Here is a 19,402-nt window from a genome sequence, read left to right on the forward strand (position 1 = left end):
CGCGCGGGGTGCGGCTCAGAGTACGCGGGGCACGCGCCCGCGGTACTCCTGGAGCTCGGGCGCGGCGGCGGGCAGCTCGGTCGCGAGCACGCCCACGCGCTCGAGCGGCACCGCCGCCGCCGTCGCCACGGCGCCCAGCTTGTCGGAGTGCGCGCCGAGCACCACCTGGCCCGCGGCGCGGGCGAAGGCCTTCTTCACCTCGGCCTCCTCGAAGGTGTCCTCGAAGCAGAACTGCGGATCTATCGCCGCGGCGGAGGCGAAGAACGCGGTGAAGCGCATCGCGTCGAGCGTCGCGGTGGCGACCGGGCCGATCAGCGAGTCGCTCCGGGCGTCCTGCCTGCCGCCGGTGAGGATCGCGACGATGCCGGGCCGGCCGCGCAGCGCCTCGAAGGTGAGCAGGCCGTTGGTGACCACCGTGAGGTCCCCGCCGCCCTCGATCGCCCCGGCCAGATGGTGCATGGTGGTCGAGGAGTCCAGGGCGATCACGCCCTCCTCCGGGACCAGCGGCAGCAGCTTGCGGGCGATCTCCCGCTTCTCCTCGCTGTGGGAGCGCGAGCGCCCGCCGAAGCTCACCGGCCCCGCATACACCGCGCCCCCGCGCACGCGGCGCGCCAGCCCCCGTTCCTCGAGCCGATCGAGGTCGCGCCGCACGGTCATCTCGCTCACGCCCAGCTGCATCGCGGCATCGGACAGGGCCACGGACTGGGTCGCACGCAGCTCGGCGAGCAGCCGGTCCTGACGCTCCTGGGCCGCGAGAGATACCACCTGACCAGCATAGAGCAGCCCGCGCCCCGCCCCGGGGCATGAAAGGACACCGCATGTCGACGCCCCCTCCGATCCTCGCCGCCGGCGACCGCTTCATCCTCCCGGAGCTGTTCGCCGAGGCCGCCGCCCGGCGCCTCGGCGAGCGCGCGGACATCTCCACCCTGCAGCTCGAATGGCCCGACGTCCCCTTCCACAGCGTCGGCGGCATCCACGAGGCCTCCGGCACGGAGGAGGAGCTCCTCGAGGCCCTGCAGGGCCGCGCGGCGGTCCTCACCCAGCTCGCCCCGCTGTCCGAGCGGGTGCTGCGCGAGAGCCCCGACCTGCGCTTCATCGGCGTCTCCCGCGGTGGCCCCACCAATGTGGACCTGCGCACCGCGCAGGAGCTCGGGATCCTCGTGGTCAACGTGCCCGGCCGCAACGGCATCGCCACCGCGGAGATGACCCTGGGCCTGCTGCTGGCGGCGTTCCGCCGCATCCCCACCGCGCACGACTCCCTGCTGGAGCGGCGGTGGCGCGGCGACCTGTACCGATACGACCAGGTGGGCCGGGAGGTCCACGGCGCGACCATCGGCCTGATCGGCGCCGGGGCCGTGGGGGCGCACGTGGCCCGCGTGCTCGCCGCCCTGGGCGCCGAGGTGCTCGTCTTCGACCCCTACCTCGCCCCCGGGGCGCTGGACGGGATCGCCGAGCAGGTCGCCGAGGTCGAGGAGCTGTTCCGCCGCAGCGACGCCGTCTCCGTGCACGCCCGGCTGAGCGAGGACACCGCCGGGATCGTCAGCGCCGAGCGCCTGGCCGCCATGCGGCCCGGCGGGATCCTCGTCAACGCCGCCCGCGGCGGCCTGGTCGACTACGCGGCCGTGGCGGACGCGATCCGCTCCGGACAGCTGGGCGCGGCCGCCTTCGACGTCTACCCCGACGAGCCCGTGGACATGGACGAGGGCGTGCTGGCGCTCGCCCGGGAGGGATACGACGTGGTGCTCACCCCGCACATCGCCGGGGCCAGCCGCGAGACCGCCGCCCGCGCCGCCGAGGGCGTCGCCGAGGAGCTGCGGCGCTTCCTGGACGGCGAGGCGCCGCTGCACCCCCTCACCGAGGTGCCCCGATGACCGCCGCGACCGGACTGCTGCTGGGCATCGACGTCGGCACCAGCGGGGTGAAGGTGGTCCTCTCCGATCGCGACGGCGCCCTGGTGCGCGACGGCGCCCGCCGCTACCCCACCTCGGTGGACGCCCGCGGCGGCGCCGAGCAGGACCCCGGGGCATGGTGGACGGCGCTCACGGAGCTCACCCGCTCCCTCATCGGCCCCGAGCCGATCGCCGGGGTCGCCGTGACCAGCCAGGCCCCGACGCTGGTCCCGCTGGACGCCGAGGGCGAGCCCGCCGGTCCCGCGCTGACCTGGCTCGACCGCCGGGCCGAGGCCGAGGCCCAGGAGATCGCGGCCGTCGCCCCCGGGCACCGGCACGGGGCCGATCCCTTCTTCGGCACCGCGAAGCTGCTGTGGCTGCGCCGGGAGCGGCCCGAGGTCCTCGCCCGCACCCGCACGGTGGTCTCCGCCAACGGCTTCGTCGTCCGCCGCCTCACCGGCCGCGCCGCCCTGGACGACAGCACCGCCGCGCTGCTGCAGGCCTTCGACGAGACCACCGGCGCCCTCGATGCGCGCCTCGCCGAGGCCGGGGTGCCCGCGGAGCTGCTCGGCGAGATCGTGCCGACCACGGCCGTGGTCGGCGCCGTCACCGCGGCGGCGGAGGCCGCCACCGGCATCCCCGCGGGCACCCCGGTGCTGGCCGGGGCCATCGACTCCGTCGGCTCCGCGCTCGAGGCCGGGGCCCTCGCGGTGGGCGATCCGCTGGTGGAGATGAACGGCTTCTCGAGCGTGACGATCCTGCCCGTCCCCGCCGGCGTGCACGTGCCGGGGTTCATCCATACCCGCCACTGCCTGCCGGGGGTCGATCTGCTGATCACCGCCCAGGTCACCGCCGGGGCGACCGTCGACTGGGTCAACGGCCTCGCCGGAGGCCCGCAGGACCTGCGCGAGGCCGGGCCGCTGCTGGCGCGGCGGCGCCCCTCCCCGCTCATGGTGGTCCCCGCGCTTGCCGGGGAGCGCACGCCCAGCTGGAACCCCCGCACCCGCGGGATGATCGACGGGATCGGGCTGGACACCGACGGCGTGGACCTCATGCTCGCCGCCATGGAGGGCAACGCCCTCGCCCTCGCCGCCGACCTCGAGCAGCTGGCCGCGCACGGCTTCCCCGTCCCGGAGATGCGCGCCACCGGCGGCGGCTCCGCCTCGGACGTGTGGATGCAGATCAAGGCCGACGTCCTGGGGATCCCCGTCTCCCGTCCCCGCACCGGCCACGGCGCCGCGCACGGCGCGGCCTTCCTCGCCGGCATCGGCCTGGGGCTGCTCGAGCCCGCGCAGCTGCGCGAGCGCACCGCGGAGATCACCCGCACCTTCACCCCGGACGCCGCGCTCACGCAGGACTACGCCCGGCGCCGCCGGCGCTTCGCCCGCCTGCTGGAGCTGGCCCGGGACCGCGAGGACGCCTCGGCTTAGGATCGCGGCATGCCGATCACCGGAACCCTCAGCGCCGAGCAGCGCCGCAGCGAGCTGACCGCCCGGGTGGATGCGCACGGCGACGTCCGCATCGAGGAGGCCGCCCGGGAGCTGGGCGTCTCGGAGATGACGATCCGCCGCGACCTCGCGGCGCTCGAGGCGGCGGGCGAGATGCGCCGGGTGCGCGGGGGCGCCGTCCGCGCCAGCGGCCCGCGGCCCTTCGACGAGCGCCGCGAGAGCGGCCGCGCGGCGAAGACCCGCATCGCCCAGAAGACGCGGGACCTGGTCCCGGCCGCGGGCACCATCGCCTTCGACGCCTCGACCACGGTCGCCACGCTCGCGGGGATGCTGGGACCGCGGGAGGACCTCACCGTCCTCACCAATGCGATCCAGACCCTGTCCGCCCTGGTCGCCGTTCCCGGGGTGACCCCGCTGCTGCTGGGCGGGCAGCCGGACCCCCGCACCGGCAGCCTGGTGGGCCCCCTCGCCTGCCGCAGCGCCGGCGAGATGTTCACCGAGCTGTTCGTGACCTCGAGCGGCGGCGTGGATCCCCGGGCCGGGGCGAGCGAGGCCTCCCTCGAGGAGGCCGAGGTCAAGCGCGTCCTCGCCGCCCGGGCCCGCCGCACCGTGCTGTGCGTGGACTCGGGCAAGCTGGGCGTCGCGGCCCTGGCCCGCTCCCTCGACCTCGAGGAGGTGGAGGTCCTGGTCACCGACCTGGATCCGGCCGATGCGGCCCTGGACCCCTACCGGGACCTGGTCGAGATCCTCTGACGCGGGCCCGCGTCTCGACCGGGCCGATCGGATCCTCCCGACCCCTTCCCTCCCGATGTTCTAAGTTGTAAACTCTCACACGATCGAACAATCGACCGTGCGCGTCCCCGACCGCAGTCAAGGAGTCCCCATGAGCGACGCCGCTCGCACCATCGCCGACCTCCTCCAGCGCTCCAACGCCCTGGGCTCGGACCCGGCGAACACCAACTACGCCGGCGGCAACACCTCCGCCAAGGGCACCGACCGCGACCCCGTCACCGGCGAGGACGTCGAGCTGCTGTGGGTCAAGGGCTCCGGCGGCGACCTCGGGACGCTGCAGGAGAAGGGCCTCGCGGTGCTGCGCCTGGACCGCGTGCGCGCCCTGCGGGAGGTGTACCCCGGCCTCGAGCGCGAGGACGAGATGGTCGCCGCCTTCGACCACTGCCTGTTCGGCAAGGGCGGCGCCGCCCCCTCGATCGACACCGCCATGCACGCCCTGGTCGACGCCGCGCACGTGGACCACCTCCACCCCGATGCCGGCATCGCCCTGGCCACCGCGGCCGACGGCGAGCGCCTGACCCGCGAGGTCTTCGGCGACGCCGTCGTGTGGGTGCCGTGGCGCCGCCCCGGCTTCCAGCTGGGCCTGGACATCGCCGCGATCAAGGAGCAGAACCCCCAGGCCATCGGCTGCATCCTGGGCGGGCACGGGATCACCGCCTGGGGCGAGACCTCGCAGCAGGCGCAGGAGAACTCGCTGCGGATCATCCGCGAGGCGCAGGCCTACCTGGACGCGCACGGCGCCGCCGAGCCCTTCGGCGCCCACGACGCGGCCCGCGCCGCCCTGCCCGAGGCCGAGCGCCGGGCGAAGGCCTCCGCCCTGTTCCCCGTGATCCGCGGCCTCGCCTCGACCGATGCACCGATGGTGGGCCACTGGACCGACTCCGCGGACGTCCACGAGTTCCTCGCCTCCGAGAAGCTCGCCGCGCTCGCGGACCTGGGCACCTCCTGCCCCGACCACTTCCTGCGCACCAAGGTCAAGCCGCTGGTCCTGGACCTGCCCGCCGATGCCTCGATCGAGGACTCCGTGGCCCGCCTGAAGGAGCTGCACGAGGCCTACCGCGCGGACTACACCGCCTACTACGAGCGCCACGCCGAGGCCGACTCCCCCGCGATCCGCGGCGCGGACCCGGCGATCGTCCTGGTCCCGGGCGTGGGCATGTTCTCCTTCGGCAAGGACAAGCAGACCGCGCGCGTGGCCGGCGAGTTCTACGTCAACGCCATCCACGTGATGCGCGGGGCGGAGTCCGTGTCCACCTACGCCCCCATCGACGAGGCGGAGAAGTTCCGCATCGAGTACTGGGCGCTGGAGGAGGCGAAGCTCCAGCGCATGCCCGCGGAGAAGCCGCTGGCCCGCCGCGTCGCCTTCGTCACCGGCGGCGGCTCCGGGATCGGGAAGGCGACCGCGGAGCGCCTGGTCGCCGAGGGCGCCCACGTCGTCATCGCCGACCTCAACCTCGAGAACGCGCAGAAGGTCGCCGAGGAGCTCGGTGGCCCGGACAGGGCCGCCGCGATCCGCGCCGACGTCTCCGACGAGCAGGCCGTGATCGACGCCGTCCACGAGGCGGTGCTGTTCTTCGGCGGGCTGGACCTCATCGTCAACAACGCCGGCCTGTCGCTGTCCAAGCCGCTGCTGGAGACCACCGCGAAGGACTGGGACCTCCAGCACGACGTCATGGCCCGCGGCTCCTTCCTCGTCTCCCGCGAGACGGCCCGCGTCATGCTCGACCAGGACATGGGCGGGGACATCATCTACATCTCCTCGAAGAACTCCGTGTTCGCCGGCCCCAACAACATCGCCTACTCGGCGACCAAGGCCGACCAGGCCCACCAGGTGCGCCTGCTCGCCGCCGAGCTCGGCGGGCACCAGATCCGCGTCAACGGCATCAACCCCGACGGGGTGGTGCGCGGCTCCGGGATCTTCGCCGGCGGCTGGGGCGCCTCCCGCGCCAAGGTGTACGGCGTCGAGGAGGAGAACCTCGGCGAGTTCTACGCGCAGCGCACCCTGCTCAAGCGCGAGGTGCTGCCGGAGAACGTCGCCAACGCCGTCTTCGCGCTGACGGCCGGGGACCTCTCGCACACGACCGGCCTGCACATCCCCGTGGACGCGGGCGTCGCGGCCGCCTTCCTGCGATGAGCGGCGCGGACGCCGCCGGGCCGGCAGCCGCATCCGCTGCGGCACCCGCATCGGCCGAGGCAGCGGCATCGTCCGAGGCGGCCCCATCGGCTGCGGCCGATGGGGCGGCAGCCGACCCCTCCCTCGCCGTCGCGGCCGTGGACCTCGGGGCGACCTCGGGCAGGGTCATGCTCGGCCTCGTCCGCCCGGGCGAGACCGCCCGCCTCGAGCTGCACGAGGCGCGGCGCTTCCCCAACGTCCTCGCCGAGCGCGACGGGCACCTGAGCTGGGACATCGACGCGCTGTGGGAGCAGATCCGGGAGGGTCTCCGCGCCGCCGGCGCCCTCGCCCGCGAGAGGGGGCTGGAGGGGATCTCCTCGATCGGCATCGACTCCTGGGCCGTGGACTACGCCCTCGTCGGGCCGGACGGCGCGCGCCGCGGCGAGGTGATCGCCTACCGCGACTCCCGCACCGACGGGGTCGCCGACCAGGTGGCGCAGATCGTCTCCCGCGAGCGGCAGTTCGCGCTGACCGGCATCGCCCAGCAGCCCTTCAACACGCTCTACCAGCTCGCGGCCGATGACCGCCTGGGCCGGCTGCCGGAGGGCTCGCAGCTGCTGATGGTCCCCGATCTCGTCGCCTTCCTGCTCACCGGGCAGCGGCGCACGGAGGTCACCAACGCCTCGAGCACCGGCATGCTGGAGGCCTCCTCCCCCGCCTGGGCCACCGAGCTGCTCGCCGCCGCGGCCGGCGGCCGGGACGCAGCGGATGCGGCCGGAGCGGGCGGTACAGCCGGGGCGGACGGTCCGGCCGGAGCGGCCGGCTCGGCCGGGCTCGACGCCGGCCTGCTGGCCCCGCTCGTCGAGCCCGGCGAGCGGGTCGGCACCGTCCTGCCGGAGCTCGCGACGGAGCTGGGCATCGGCGAGGTGCCGGTGATCGCCGCGGCCTCGCACGACACCGCCTCGGCGGTGCTCGCGGTGCCGGCCGCGGCGGACGGCCCCGTCGCCTACATCTCCTCGGGGACGTGGTCGCTGATCGGCCTCGAGCTGTCCGCGCCGATCACGACCGAGGCCGCCCGCGAGGCCGGCTTCACCAACGAGCGCGGCGTGGACGGGACCTTCCGGTTCCTCAAGAACGTCGCCGGGATGTGGCTGGTCAGCGAGTCGATCCGGCAGTGGGAGGAGGACGGCGCCTCCGTCGAGCTGGACGGGCTGCTGGCCGCCGCGGCCGCGGTCCCCGGCGGGCGGTTCCGCATCGACCCGACCGATCCGCAGTTCCTCGCCCCCGGGCGCATGGCCGACCGCGTCACCGCGGCCGCCGAGGTGATCGGCGGCGAGGACGAGTTCCCGCGCTCTCCCGCGCAGCTGGTGCGCTGCATCCTCGAGTCCCTGGCCGAGACGTACCGCACCGAGCTGCACACCGCCTGCCGTCTGGCCCGTCAGCCGCTGCCGGAGCGCCTGCACGTCGTCGGCGGCGGCAGCCGCAACGCCCTGCTGAACCAGCTCACGGCCGATGCCCTCGGCATCGAGGTGGTGGCCGGCCCGATGGAGGCGACCGCGCTGGGCAACGTCGCGGTCCAGGCCCGCGCCCTCGGGGCCATCGGCTCTGCGCCGGGTGCGATGCGCGAGGCCGTGCGCGCGAGCGTCGACCTGGAGGTCTTCACGCCGAGCGCCTGATCGCGGCGCGGCCGCCGATCACCGCACGGCCGCGAACACGAACGGCCGCCCCAGAGCCTCGAGCCAGGCGATTGCCTGGCTCGAGGACCTCAGAGCGCCTTCCGTGTCCGCCCGCCCCGGCAACGCCCGCCGTGGACGGGACGGGGTCACCGCGCCGCCAGGTGCGGTCCCTGCGGCGGGCCGGACGGGATCACCGCCGGGAGCCGGGCGGGATCATTGCGGCGGGCCGGGCACGGAGGCCGTGTGCCGGCCGGGGCCGAGCACGGGGGCGCCGGCCCCCTCGCCGACCCGGCAGGTCATGCCCTCCGGGACCGTCACGGCGAGCTGCGTGAGACCCTCCGCGTCGGTGCGGGCGAGGACCTCCAGGCAGCCCGGCGGCAGCATCATGCGGGCGCGGATCTCCCCCATCGCGGCGGGCAGCTGCGGGACGAGGGCGACCTCGGAGCAGCCGGGGACCAGGGCCGTCAGGCCGAGGAAGGACTCGGCCACGAGGAACAGCGGGGAGGCCGCCCAGGGGTGGGCGCAGCTGACGTTGGGCTTGAGCCGCTCGCTCCAGGCCTCCATGGTCGCGCCGGCGCCCGCCTCGAGCATCGCCGTCCAGGATCGCTCTCCCGTCCCGACGAGGAGGGCGTGCGCCGCATCGGCCCGGCCGCCCAGGATCAGGGCGTCCAGCAGGTAGGGCGCCGCGTACACGCTCACCCGCATGCCGCGCCGGGCCAGGAAGTCGGCCGTGCGGCGGGTGCGCTCGGCGTCGGCCGCGCCCATGGACACGGCGAAGGCCCCGGCGTGGGAGCCGGCATGGGGAAGGGGCGCGCCGTCGGCGTCGAGGCCGTCGTGGTAGGTGCCCTGCGCCTCGTCCCACAGGTGCGCGCCGATGGCGGCGCGGAGGGCATCGGCGGTCTCGGCGTGGCGCCGGGCCCCGGGGTGCTCCAGCGCGGCGTCGATCCGCGCCATCGCGTCGATCGCCCCGAGGGCGACGGCGTTGACCACGGTGTTCACCGGACCGAAGAGGTAGCCGTCCCGCTCGGACGGGGGCCAGTCGACGATGTCGTGGTCGATCCGGCTGCTCGAGCCGTCGCTGCCGTGCCGCTTCCGCACCAGCCCGGTCGCGGGGTCGATCCATGCCAGGGGCAGCAGCTGCGCCAGCTGGTCGCGGCGGCGCGCGAGCGCCTCGCGGTCCCCGAAGCGCAGGTAGTGGTGCCAGGCCAGGAGCACCAGGTAGAACGGCCATTCGGTGGGCCAGGTGCGGCGGCGCAGCAGGTAGTCCAGCGCGTAGCCGGCGAAGGGCTCGTCCGTGCTCAGGGCGGCGTTCGCGCGGGCCTGGAGGTAGGCGTCGGCCTCGTAGGGCTCGCGCTCGCGGCTCCACGAGTCCACCAGCAGGTTCCCGTTGTTCTGCACCATGGTCCGGGTGCACAGGTCGAGGATCCGCTGCAGCGCCGGGTCGCTCGCGGTGTAGGTGCTCAGCTCCCCCAGGGGCAGCTCGTGGCCGAGGGCGCGGATCCCGGAGGCGTCGAAGCCCTCGGGCAGCCCGCTGATCTCGGCATAGCGGAACACCCTCCATCCCCAGGTGGCGACGGGGCCCTGCCGCCCGGTGAGCTCCCAGCGGTCCTCGTAGTGGTTGCCGGTGGACAGGCGCGAGCGCACCCGGCCGTCGGCGTCGAGCATCTCCCCGAAGCGCAGGGTGAGGTCGCAGGCCTCCGGCACGCCCTCGAGGGCGAGGCCGCCGACGACCGTCCCGCCCAGGTCCAGGGCGAGCGTGCCGTCGGCGAGCCGCCGCGAGGAGATGGGCCGATGCATCACGGCGCGCACGGGACGGGCCGGGTTCACCGCCAGCGGGGCCAGGGAGGGCCGCAGGACGGGGGCGTCCCAGGCGGAGTCGTCGAAGCCGGGCAGGTCGAAGCCGTGCGGGTACGCGGGCGCCCGCAGATGCTCGCGCGGGGCCGAGAAGTAGCCGGTGCCGATGCTGCCGGCCGGCGGGTAGGCGGCGTCCCCGGCGAGGGCGCGCCAGCTGCCGTCGGTGAGGATCCGGTGCACCGCGCCGCCCGAGAGGACGACCTCCAGCTCGAGCTGGACGCGCTGGTCGGCGCTGGTGCAGGCGATGATGCCGAGGGCGTTGGCCCCCGGGCGCACGGCCGCGGCGGCATCGAGCACCTCGACCCGATGCTCCTGCGCGATGGCGCGCACGGGACCGAGGCCCAGCTCCTGGCCGTTCAGGCGCACCCGCGCCACGAACTGCCGGGCCGGCTCGGCCGATGCGGCGGCCAGGCGCACCGTCGCCGAGCGGACCGCCTGATCGGCGGGGAGGTCGAACCCGCGGCGCAGGAAGGCCCACTGGGCCTGCGGCGGCAGCAGGCCGCGGGAGCGCTCGGCGAGGTGGAGCACCCCGTCCTCGTCGCGCTCCCCGCTGGCAGGGCGGTCCCAGGGGGTGCCGTCCCCGGCCAGCAGGGCGCCCTCGCCGTCGCGGGCGCAGAACCGCAGGATCTGGGCGCGGGCGCGGCCCGGGCAGCCGATGCCCACGGCCCCGTGCGCGAGCGTCCCGTCGCGCGCCTCGAGGATCACCGTCCCGCCGACCTCGAGGGTGAGGCGGTCGCCGCGGGCGGCGAGGCGGACGGTCTCCTCGGCGCGGTCCTCGAGCGGCCACTCCCCCGTGGCCAGCGGCGTCTCGACGCCGGCCTGCAGCAGGACGAGGCTCGCCCGGCCGGCCTCGGGGTCGACGGTCGCGACGTACGCGGTGCCGGCATCGGCCGCGCGCACCAGCAGCTGGAACCGGCGGGCGCCGTCGGTGTCCATGCCGGCTCCGACCACGGGCCGCGCGCCGTCCTGGCGGATCGCGTCGCGGCGCACGGTCGCCTCGAGCACCACGTCCCTCCAGGGGACCGGAGCCGCGGGGGCCCAGATCGCGGCGGCCTCGGCGAGATGCCCGAGGGAGGGATCGGCGGACGGGCCGGCGTCGGCGGCGACGGGCATGGGGGACCTCCTGGTCCGGTGGGGTTCGGGCTGGTCCGGTGGGGTGCGGGCCGCGGCTCGGCCGTCGGGCGGCCGGCGCGGCGTGCGGTGGGGTCAGCGCCCGTCGGTCTCCATCGGGTCCTTCGCCTCCGGGTCGGTGGAGCGGCGCACCACGAGCTCGGGGCGGAAGGTCACGTGGCGGTGCACGTGCTCGTCGCCGTAGGCGACCTCCTCCTCGAGCAGGGCGTAGGCGGTGCGGCCCATCATCTCGGCGGCCTGGGCGACGGAGCTGAGCGGGACGATGGTGCTGCGCGAGAAGGCGATGTCGTCGTAGCCGATCAGCGCGACATCCTCGGGCATGCGGATGCGGTCCTCGAAGGCGAAGGCCTGCATCACGCCGGCGGCGACGAGGTCGTTGACGCAGAACACGCCGTCGGGCCGCTTCCGCGCTGGGCGGGCGGCGATCGCGGAGCCGGCCGCCCGGCCGGCGAGGACGGTGAGGTCATCGGCCTCGATGATCTCCAGGCTCGCGCCCTCGACGGCGTCCACCGCGGCCCGGGCCCCGGCGATGCGGGCCTCGACCTGGCGCAGCTCGAGCTTCGCGGCGACCACGGCGATGCGCCGCCGGCCCGTCTGCAGCAGGTGCGCGACGGCCATGCGGCCCCCTGCGCGGTCGTCGGTGGAGACGGAGCAGAAGGAGTCCTCGTGCTCGTCGGTCTCCATGAGGATGATCGGGGTGCCGCGATCATGGATGGCGCGCACCAGGTCCTCGGTCCCGCCGCGGGAGGCCAGCAGGATGCCCCGCACGCGCTGCTCCTCGAACAGCGACAGCTGCAGGCGCTCCCGCTCGACGCGATGGCCCGAGTTCCCGGTGAGCACGCCGATACCGGAGGACTCCGCCGCCATCTCCGCGCCGGCGGCGAGCTGGGCGTAGAACGGGTTGGAGATGTCCAGGACGATGCACCCGACGGTCTGGGAGCGGCCCGCCTTCAGCTGCCGGGCCGCGTCGTTGCGCACGTAGCCGAGCTCCGCGATCGCCGCCTCCACGGCCGAGCGCCGGGCCGGGGAGACGATGTCGGGCCGGTTCAGGACGTTGGAGACCGTGCCGATGGACACGCCGGCGGCGCGGGCCACGTCCTTGATGCTTGCCATGTCGGGCATGCTCCTTCGCTGGTCAGGGTTGCCTGGAGCCTATCGGCCCGGGCGGCGCTCCGCGGCGGCTCCGCTCAGCCCAGGGCCGCCTCGGCCTCGGCGACCGCGGCCGCGCTCGCGGTCGCCGGGTCCGCGCGGCCGAAGACGACGTCCTCCATCGCGCGCTGCACCGCATCGCCGACGGCGCTGCCGCCCGGCGGGGTGATGTGCGGCGGGTCGCCCAGCTCCTCGGCGATGGCCGCGATGAAGTCCGCCGCCTTCGCATCGGAGGCCCCGAGCTCCCCCGCGATCGCCTCCCGCACGTCGAGGTTGGCGGGCACGCCGCGCTCGGCCAGCAGGATCCTCCCGGCATCGGGAGAGTTGACCAGCCAGTCCACGAGGGCCACGGCGGCATCCTGGTTCGAGGAGCTCGCCGAGACGGAGAAGTACATCGAGGCCTTGTACCAGAGCTGGGCATCGGCCGCCGAGCCGGTCATCGACGGCATCCGCAGGGGGACGACGGTCCCGTCCAGCGGCCCGTCGAGGGTGACGATCTGGTTCGACCACTGCGACTGCAGGGCGCACCGGCCCACCGCGAAGAGCGACTGGTCGACCGTCTGCCCGGACTCCTCGACGGCGACGTCCGCCGGCGGGGCGGCGCCGGTGTCCTGCAGGCGCAGGGCGAGCTCCATCCACTGCTGGAGGTGCTCGGCGGTGAAGCCGATCCCCTCGTCGGAGAACCTCTCGGCGCCGAGCTGGCGCAGGTAGACGCTCAGCGGCGGATCGCCCTGGATGCCGATCTGCTGCACGCCGTAGGTGCCGTCCTCGGTGCCCTCCGTGATGCGGGAGGCGAGGTCGACGAGGTCGTCCCAGGTCCAGGTGGAGTCGTCGGGCATCTCCACGCCGGCCACCTCGAACACGGCCGGGTTCGCCAGCAGCACGGGGGTGTTGATCCCCGCGTTGATCGCGAACAGTCCGCCGTCGACCGTGCCGGCATCCAGCGCCGCCGGGTCGAAGGCCGATGTCTCCAGGTCCGTTCTCGAGAGGTCCAGCAGCACGTCGCGGCTGGCGTACTCGGCCAGATACCCCTCGTCCATCTGGATGATGTCGGGGATGTCGCCGCCGGCGATCTGGGTGGCGAGCCGGTCCCAGTAGCCGCCCCAGTCGGTGGGCTCGGCCGAGACGCTCACGCCGTCGTGCTGCTCGAGGTACAGCTCGAGGGCCTGGTTCGTGAGCGCATCGCGCTTCTCGTTGCCCCACCACGCGAAGCGGAGGGAGCCGTCGCCGCCCTCGCCGTCGCCGCCTCCGGACCGGTTCGGCCCGCAGGCGGAGAGGGCGAGCAGGGCGGGCGGAACCGCGAGGGCAGCGCGGCGCGGGAGTCGGGAGGCGGTCAGGGGGCGGGGATGGGCCGGCATCTGTTCTCCTTCGAACGGCGGGTGCGGCGCTTCGAGCCTAGTCACAGCGTTTTGAAACGTGCAAGAGGACCGTCCGCCCGGGCACCCGCCGCCTCGATCAACCCTTGACCGCGCCCGAGGTCATGCCGGCGACGATCTGGCGGTTGAAGAACAGGAAGACCAGCAGCGGCGGGATGGTGATGAGCAGGATGTCCATGAACAGCAGGTTCCACTGCGTGGAGTACTGGCTCAGGAAGTTGTACAGCGTCAGCTGCACGGTCGCGTTCTCGTCGCCGGGCAGGAAGTACAGCGGGTGGACGAAGTCGTTGAACACGGCCACCGACTGCACCACGATCACGGTCACCACGGTCGGCTTCAGCAGCGGCAGGATCACCTGGAAGAACAGGCGCAGCGGCCCGCAGCCGTCGATGATCGCGGCCTCGTCCAGCTCCCGCGGGACGGTGCTGACGAACGCGCGGAACAGCAGGACGCAGAACGCGAGCCCGTAGGTGATCTCGATGAGGATCAGGCCGGGGAGGGTCTTGAACAGCCCCAGGCTCTGCAGCACCCAGATCGTCGGCACCACGGCCGGCGGCACGATCAGCCCCATCAGCACCATGGCGTTGACCAGCCCGTTCACCCGGCTGCTGCGGCGCTGGAGGACGAACCCGACCATCGCGGCGACCACGACCATCGCCGCCACCGAGGTCACGGTGAGGATCGTCGAGTTGATCATCGCGGTGACGAGCATGTAGTCCCGGGCCGCGAACACCTCCTGCAGGTTCTCCAGCAGATGGAAGGAGGTGGGCATCGACAGGTCGAGCTTCGCCGATTCCTGCCGGTCCTTCACCGCATTGTTGATCACCAGCGCGAACGGCACGACGAAGACCACGAAGAAGACGAGGAAGGTCAGCGCGCTGACGACGTTGACACGGACCCGATGCCTCATTGCTCGACCTCCGCCTTGCGCATGAAGTAGTTCAGCGGCAGCACGATCGCCATGACCACGATGAACATGACCACGTTCCCGGCGGTGGAGAGCCCGTAGAACCCGGCCTGGTACTGCTTGTAGACGACGGACGCGAGGACGTCGGAGGCGAATCCCGGGCCGCCCTTGGTCATCGCCCAGATGAGGTCGAAGGACCGCAGGCCGCCGATCAGCGACAGCGTGATCACCGTGAACGTCGCCGGCCGCGCCAGCGGCAGGGTGATGTGCCAGAATGAGCTGGCGGCGCTGGAGCCGTCGACCTTCGCGGCCTCGTAGTACTCGACCGGGATCGCGGTGATGCCGGCCATGTAGATGACCGTGGCCAGGCCCACGCCCTTCCAGATGTCCACCAGCGCCACCGAGATCAGCGCGAGCTGGGGGTTCGCGAGCCACTTCGGGCCCTCGATCCCCACGATCGACAGGGCGCTGTTGATGAGCCCCTCGGTCGGATGCATCATCGTCGTGAACATGATGCCGACGCCGATGGTCGAGACCAGCACGGGGAAGAACACCATCGAGCGCAGCAGGCCGCGGGCCCGGATCTGCGAGGTCAGCAGCAGGCCCAGCGCCATGCCGAGCACGACCTTCGCCCCGCTGGTGAGGAAGGCGTACACGACCGTGTTGCGCAGGGAGCCGATCATCTGCGGCTCGCTGAGGAACTGCGCGTAGTTCTTCAGGCCGATGAACTCCCAGTCGAACAGCGACCAGCGCGTCAGGCTGAAGAAGAACGACGCGAAGGTCGGCACCACGAAGAACACGAGGAAGAGCACCGCGGCGGGCAGGTAGTACCACAGCGGGTAGCTGCGGTGCAGGTAGCTGCGAGCCCGGTGCCGCGGCGGCGATGCGGCCGTGAGCGCGGCCGGGGCGGCTGTCGTCGCCATCGGATCACCAGCCCTCCAGGCCCAGCTGCTGGGCCTGCTTCTCGACGTCCTTGTCGTAGTTCTGGGCGGCGGTCTTCGCATCGATGGAGCCGGTGCCCAGCTCGATGAGGATGTTCTCGAGGTTCGGCCCCTTGATCGGGGAGAGGAACTCGAGCGCGGGGGTGGTGGCGCCCTCGGTGTCGAAGTAGACCTGCAGGTCCTTGGTCGCGGTGGGGACCTCGGCGGGCAGGTCGACGTCGGTGACCATGTAGGGGCCGGTCGGCGGGGCCTCCGCGGCGAGGATGTCCAGGCCCTCCTGGGAGGTCACGAACTCGATGAAGGCCAGGGCGGCGTCGGGGTTCTCCGCGAAGGCGGGGACGTACATCCCGCTGGGCAGCCAGATGGTCAGGCCGTTCTTCGCGGCGTCCTCGCCCGGGATGGCGAAGAACCCGAGGTCCTCGACGAGGTCGGGGGTGCTCGCGGCGATCTCCGCGACGGCGCTGGAGAGGATCGGGTAGTGGGCGCCCTCGCCGGCGGCGACGTACCCGATGGCCTGCTGGTACGTGGCCGAGACGTAGTCCTCGTTGATGAAGTCGGAGCTGCACACCTCGGCGGTGTGCTCGAAGCCGCGCAGGGCGTTGGGGTCGGTCGCGAAGCCGATCTGGTGGGCCGTGTACTGCTCGGCGAAGTCGGGGTTGTTGGCCGCGACGTTGTGGAAGTCGCCGAGCACCAGCAGCTGCGAGGTCCAGGTGTCGCCGAAGCTCTGGATGATGCCGGTGACGCCCTCGGCGTGGGCGGCCTGGCAGTTGGCGATGAAGTCGTCCCAGGTCCGCGGGATCTCCAGGCCCAGCTTCTCGTAGGTGGGGCGGTGGTACATGATGCCGCCGGCGGAGGCGCCGCCGTAGGGCGCGCCGTACACCGCGTCCTCCGCGGAGACGGCCGGCACGAAGCTCTCCTGCAGACGGGTGACCCACGGCTGGTCGGAGAGGTCCGTGAGGTTCTGGGTGGGGCGGATGGCCTGGAACAGGGAGCCCGAGTTGTAGACGAAGACGTCCGGCATGTCCTGCGTGGACAGGCGGGTCTTGACGAGGTTGTCGCCCTCGGTGCCGCCGGGTCGCGTGTCGACGGAGAAGGTGTACTCCTCCTGCGAGGAGTTGAACGCCTCGGTGAGCGCCTCCGCCCCGGCCACGGCGCTGGGATCGTTGTCGATCAGGAAGGTGACCCCTCCGCCGCCGCCACCGCCGCGGCTGCAGCCGGTGATCGCGATGACGGAGGTTGCCGCGGCGCTCGCGCCGAGGAAAGAGCGTCGGTTCATGAACATGGTCGGTCGTCCCCACTTCGTTGTCGGGTCGCGTCCCGTCCGGGTCGGAGGGACTGAGGGAGGAACGTCGTTGAAACGCTCCAAGCATGACGAGAGTAGGCCCGGGTGCGGCGGCTGTCAACGACGTGACACCGCTTCGTGACCTCCCGAAATCCCGGGACTGCCTGGGGAAACGCTTACCGGCAGGCCAGGCGGGCGCGCCGCGGGCGCGGCCCGGGATCGCCGGCCCCGGGCCGCGCACCTGCCAGGGCCCGGGCGAGGCCCCGAGGGCTTCACCGGCACGCTTGTCGCCCTCCGCAACGGCGTGCTAGCTTCCGGTTGATTCGTTTCACGCCCTGACACCCGGCGGCTCGATCCGCCGCCGCACCCGGGACCGCCCCGCCGGCGCATCCGTGCCCGGCTCCCGCCGACGCCTCCCGCCGCGACGCCGCCGTCGCGGCTCCCGCACCATCCCTCGACCATCACCGAACCAGAGGTGCTCTCCATGACCACGACCCCCGCCCCCGCTCTCTCCGTCCTGGACTCCGCGACCGCCATCTGCGCGCCGGAATCCCTCCCCCGCGCCGTCACCGACGTGCATGCCTTCCTGCGCACCGTCGAGCTGGACTCCCCGGCCGACCAGGTCGAGAGCGCCGAGCTGCTCGCGACCGCGCACGGCGTCTACGAGGCGAGCATCGACGGGACGCCCGTGAGCGAGGCAGTCCTGAGCCCGGGGTGGACCGTCTACGAGACGCGGCTGCAGGTCCAGCGCTTCGACGTGACCGCGCTGGTGCGCGCCGCGGGCGACCGGCTGGAGGTGGGGGTCGTCCTCGCCGGAGGCTGGTGGCGCGGCGACTTCGGCTTCGCCGGCGCCCAGGCCAACTACGGGGACTCCACCGCCTTCCTCGGCGCCCTGGTCATCACCTATCGCGACGGCAGCACGCAGACCGTGACGACCGACGAGACCTGGGGAGCGACCACCACCGCGATCGAGTCCGCGAGCATCTACGGCGGCCAGCGCGAGGACCGCCGCCGCGAGGCCCCGGCGCCGGTGCCCGCCGCCGTCGGCGACATCGACCGGGGCACGCTCATCGAGCAGTCCTCCCCGCTGATCCTGCGCCACGAGGCCCGCGCCCCCGAGAAGATCTGGACCTCCCCCTCGGGCAGGACCCTGGTCGACTTCGGCCAGAACCTGGTGGGGTGGCTGCGGCTGACGGTCACCGGGCCCGCCGGCACCGAGATCACGCTGCGCCACGCCGAGGTGCTCGAGCACGAGGAGCTGGGCACGCGCCCGCTGCGCGGAGCCGCCGCCACCGACACGATCGTGCTGGCCGGCGACGCCGACGGGGAGACCTTCGAGCCGACCTTCACCTTCCACGGCTTCCGCTACGCCGAGATCACCGGCTGGCCCGGGGAGCTGGACCCCGGCGCGATCGAGGCCGTGGTCGTGCACTCCGACATCCCCCGCACCGGATGGTTCGAGTCCTCCCACGCCGGCGTGAACCAGCTGGTCTCCAACTCCGTGTGGTCCCAGCGCGGCAACTTCCTCGCGGTGCCCACCGACTGCCCGCAGCGCGACGAGCGCCTGGGCTGGACCGGGGACATCGCCGCCTACGCCGCGACCTCCGCCTTCCAGTTCGACGTGAAGTCGTTCCTGCACACCTGGCTGATCGACCTGGCGGCCGAGACCCGCCTGAACCCCGAGGGCTACGTCCCCTTCGTCATCCCCGACATCCTCAAGTACGCCGCCTTCGATCCCGGCTCGGATGTCGAGGCGGCGGAGGCCTGGAAGGGAGCGACCGCCGTCTGGGGCGATGCCGCCGTCTGGGTGGCCGAGGCGCTGTGGACCGCGTACGGCGACCTCGACCAGCTGCGCGAGCAGTACCCCGGCATGGTGCTGCACCTGGAGTCGGTCGAGAAGGCCCTCTCCCCCACGGGACTGTGGGACACCGGGTTCCAGTTCGGCGACTGGCTGGACCCCGATGCGTCCCCGCATGCGCCGGCCGATGCGAAGGCCGACAAGGGCGTGGTCGCCACCGCCTGCCTGATCCGCTCCGCCCGCTTCGCGGCCCGCACCGCGGAGCTCATCGGTGAGCCGGCCGATGCTCAGCGCTGGCAGCAGCTGGCCGACCGCACCCGCGAGGCGTTCCTGTCCGCGTACGTCTCCGAGGACGGCACGGTTCTCTCCGACTGCGCGACGGTGTACTCCCTGGCCATCGCCTTCGACATCCTCCCCGAGGAGCTGCGCGAGAAGTCCGCGGCACGGCTCAGCGAGGTCGTGCGCGCGGCCGGCTACCGGGTCTCCACCGGTTTCGCGGGCACCCCCTTCGTCACCTGGGCGCTATCGGAGACGGGGCATGTCGAGGATGCGTACCGCCTGCTGCTGGAGGAGGGGAACCCGTCCTGGCTCTACCCCGTCTCCATGGGGGCGACGACGATCTGGGAGCGCTGGGACTCCATGCTCGAGGACGGATCCATCAACCCCGGCGAGATGACGAGCTTCAACCACTACGCCCTCGGCGCGGTGGCCGACTGGATCTACCAGGTGGTCCTCGGGATCCGCCCCGCCGCCCCGGGCTACTCGCAGATCCTCGTCCAGCCCACCCCGGGGCCGGGCCTCGACTGGGCGCGCGGCGCCTACGAGTCGGCCGTCGGGCGCATCGAGGTGGCCTGGCGCACCGTCGACGGCCCGTTCCAGCTCGAGGTGGCCATCCCCGAGGGCGCGAGCGCGACGGTCGTCCTGCCCGACGGCACCACGCACGAGGTCGGCGCGGGGACGCACGAGTTCTGATCGGCCGCCACGGGCCCTGCTCCTCGATCCCGAGGGGCGGGGCCCGCGGCATGTCCGGCGGCGGCGGGTGTGCC

13 protein-coding genes are annotated in these 19,402 nt (G+C 73.5%); 6 read left to right on the top strand and 7 right to left on the bottom strand.

What is annotated here, in order from left to right; genetic code table 11:
* Positions 1 to 15: 15 nt before the first annotated feature.
* The gene (locus ABD234_RS15845; protein WP_038370654.1) at positions 16 to 765 is read right to left on the bottom strand and encodes a DeoR/GlpR family DNA-binding transcription regulator; all 750 of its coding nucleotides are present in this window, start codon (positions 763 to 765) and stop codon (positions 16 to 18) included.
* A 53-nt stretch (positions 766 to 818) separates the two neighbouring features.
* Between ABD234_RS15845 and ABD234_RS15850 the strand changes: the two genes are divergently transcribed.
* The 5 genes from ABD234_RS15850 to ABD234_RS15870 all read left to right on the top strand — a co-directional run bounded on the left by ABD234_RS15850 (position 819) and on the right by ABD234_RS15870 (position 7,918).
* Positions 819 to 1,871 (top strand): NAD(P)-dependent oxidoreductase, encoded by a 1,053-nt coding sequence (locus ABD234_RS15850; protein WP_344358268.1) that lies wholly within the window; start codon positions 819 to 821, stop codon positions 1,869 to 1,871.
* Positions 1,868 to 3,319: a xylulokinase gene (locus tag ABD234_RS15855; RefSeq protein WP_344358271.1), complete on the top strand. Its 1,452-nt coding sequence runs from the start codon at positions 1,868 to 1,870 to the stop codon at positions 3,317 to 3,319. Before ABD234_RS15850 ends, ABD234_RS15855 begins: the two co-directional genes overlap by 4 nt.
* Positions 3,320 to 3,328: 9 nt before the next feature.
* A complete protein-coding gene (locus ABD234_RS15860; RefSeq protein ID WP_344358273.1) occupies positions 3,329 to 4,090 on the top strand; it encodes a DeoR/GlpR family DNA-binding transcription regulator in 762 nt (253 codons plus the stop codon).
* A 130-nt stretch (positions 4,091 to 4,220) separates the two neighbouring features.
* Positions 4,221 to 6,263: a bifunctional aldolase/short-chain dehydrogenase gene (locus ABD234_RS15865; protein WP_344358276.1), complete on the top strand. Its 2,043-nt coding sequence runs from the start codon at positions 4,221 to 4,223 to the stop codon at positions 6,261 to 6,263.
* Positions 6,260 to 7,918 carry a rhamnulokinase gene (locus ABD234_RS15870; protein WP_344358279.1) on the top strand — a complete coding sequence of 553 codons (1,659 nt, stop codon included), beginning with the start codon at positions 6,260 to 6,262 and terminating at the stop codon, positions 7,916 to 7,918. The genes ABD234_RS15865 and ABD234_RS15870 overlap by 4 nt, the downstream gene beginning before the upstream one ends.
* Positions 7,919 to 8,131: 213 nt before the next feature.
* On the opposite strand, the gene ABD234_RS15875 is transcribed toward ABD234_RS15870, so the two are convergent.
* The 6 genes from ABD234_RS15875 to ABD234_RS15900 all read right to left on the bottom strand — a co-directional run bounded on the left by ABD234_RS15875 (position 8,132) and on the right by ABD234_RS15900 (position 16,552).
* Entirely contained in the window at positions 8,132 to 10,885 is a 2,754-nt protein-coding gene (locus tag ABD234_RS15875) for a family 78 glycoside hydrolase catalytic domain (RefSeq protein ID WP_038370649.1), read from the bottom strand.
* Between the two features lie 93 nt (positions 10,886 to 10,978).
* Complete coding sequence (locus ABD234_RS15880) at positions 10,979 to 12,016, bottom strand: LacI family DNA-binding transcriptional regulator (RefSeq protein WP_198025333.1); 1,038 nt, start codon at positions 12,014 to 12,016, stop codon at positions 10,979 to 10,981.
* 74 nt (positions 12,017 to 12,090) lie between these two features.
* A complete protein-coding gene (locus ABD234_RS15885) occupies positions 12,091 to 13,410 on the bottom strand; it encodes an ABC transporter substrate-binding protein (RefSeq protein WP_344358284.1) in 1,320 nt (439 codons plus the stop codon).
* 97 nt (positions 13,411 to 13,507) lie between these two features.
* Positions 13,508 to 14,338 (bottom strand): carbohydrate ABC transporter permease, encoded by an 831-nt coding sequence (locus tag ABD234_RS15890; RefSeq protein ID WP_344358286.1) that lies wholly within the window; start codon positions 14,336 to 14,338, stop codon positions 13,508 to 13,510.
* Entirely contained in the window at positions 14,335 to 15,258 is a 924-nt protein-coding gene (locus ABD234_RS15895) for a carbohydrate ABC transporter permease (protein WP_344358288.1), read from the bottom strand. The genes ABD234_RS15890 and ABD234_RS15895 overlap by 4 nt, the downstream gene beginning before the upstream one ends.
* 4 nt (positions 15,259 to 15,262) lie before the next feature.
* Positions 15,263 to 16,552 (bottom strand): ABC transporter substrate-binding protein, encoded by a 1,290-nt coding sequence (locus tag ABD234_RS15900; protein WP_344358291.1) that lies wholly within the window; start codon positions 16,550 to 16,552, stop codon positions 15,263 to 15,265.
* Between the two features lie 490 nt (positions 16,553 to 17,042).
* On the opposite strand from ABD234_RS15900, the gene ABD234_RS15905 reads away from it, so the two are divergent.
* Positions 17,043 to 19,328 (top strand): family 78 glycoside hydrolase catalytic domain, encoded by a 2,286-nt coding sequence (locus tag ABD234_RS15905; RefSeq protein ID WP_344358294.1) that lies wholly within the window; start codon positions 17,043 to 17,045, stop codon positions 19,326 to 19,328.
* The last annotated feature ends 74 nt before the right edge of the window (positions 19,329 to 19,402 follow it).

The sequence above is a fragment of the Brachybacterium phenoliresistens genome (assembly GCF_039530785.1).
GTDB lineage: Bacteria > Actinomycetota > Actinomycetes > Actinomycetales > Dermabacteraceae > Brachybacterium > Brachybacterium phenoliresistens.

Coding starts and splice junctions, on each gene's coding strand:
- ABD234_RS15865 (WP_344358276.1), top strand. CDS start 4,221: ATGAGCGACGCCGCTCGCACCATCGCCGACCTCCTCCAGCGCTCCAAC.
- ABD234_RS15870 (WP_344358279.1), top strand. CDS start 6,260: ATGAGCGGCGCGGACGCCGCCGGGCCGGCAGCCGCATCCGCTGCGGCA.
- ABD234_RS15880 (WP_198025333.1), bottom strand. CDS start 12,016: ATGGCAAGCATCAAGGACGTGGCCCGCGCCGCCGGCGTGTCCATCGGC.
- ABD234_RS15890 (WP_344358286.1), bottom strand. CDS start 14,338: ATGAGGCATCGGGTCCGTGTCAACGTCGTCAGCGCGCTGACCTTCCTC.
- ABD234_RS15895 (WP_344358288.1), bottom strand. CDS start 15,258: ATGGCGACGACAGCCGCCCCGGCCGCGCTCACGGCCGCATCGCCGCCG.
- ABD234_RS15850 (WP_344358268.1), top strand. CDS start 819: ATGTCGACGCCCCCTCCGATCCTCGCCGCCGGCGACCGCTTCATCCTC.
- ABD234_RS15900 (WP_344358291.1), bottom strand. CDS start 16,552: ATGAACCGACGCTCTTTCCTCGGCGCGAGCGCCGCGGCAACCTCCGTC.
- ABD234_RS15885 (WP_344358284.1), bottom strand. CDS start 13,410: ATGCCGGCCCATCCCCGCCCCCTGACCGCCTCCCGACTCCCGCGCCGC.
- ABD234_RS15905 (WP_344358294.1), top strand. CDS start 17,043: ATGACCACGACCCCCGCCCCCGCTCTCTCCGTCCTGGACTCCGCGACC.
- ABD234_RS15855 (WP_344358271.1), top strand. CDS start 1,868: ATGACCGCCGCGACCGGACTGCTGCTGGGCATCGACGTCGGCACCAGC.
- ABD234_RS15860 (WP_344358273.1), top strand. CDS start 3,329: ATGCCGATCACCGGAACCCTCAGCGCCGAGCAGCGCCGCAGCGAGCTG.
- ABD234_RS15875 (WP_038370649.1), bottom strand. CDS start 10,885: ATGCCCGTCGCCGCCGACGCCGGCCCGTCCGCCGATCCCTCCCTCGGG.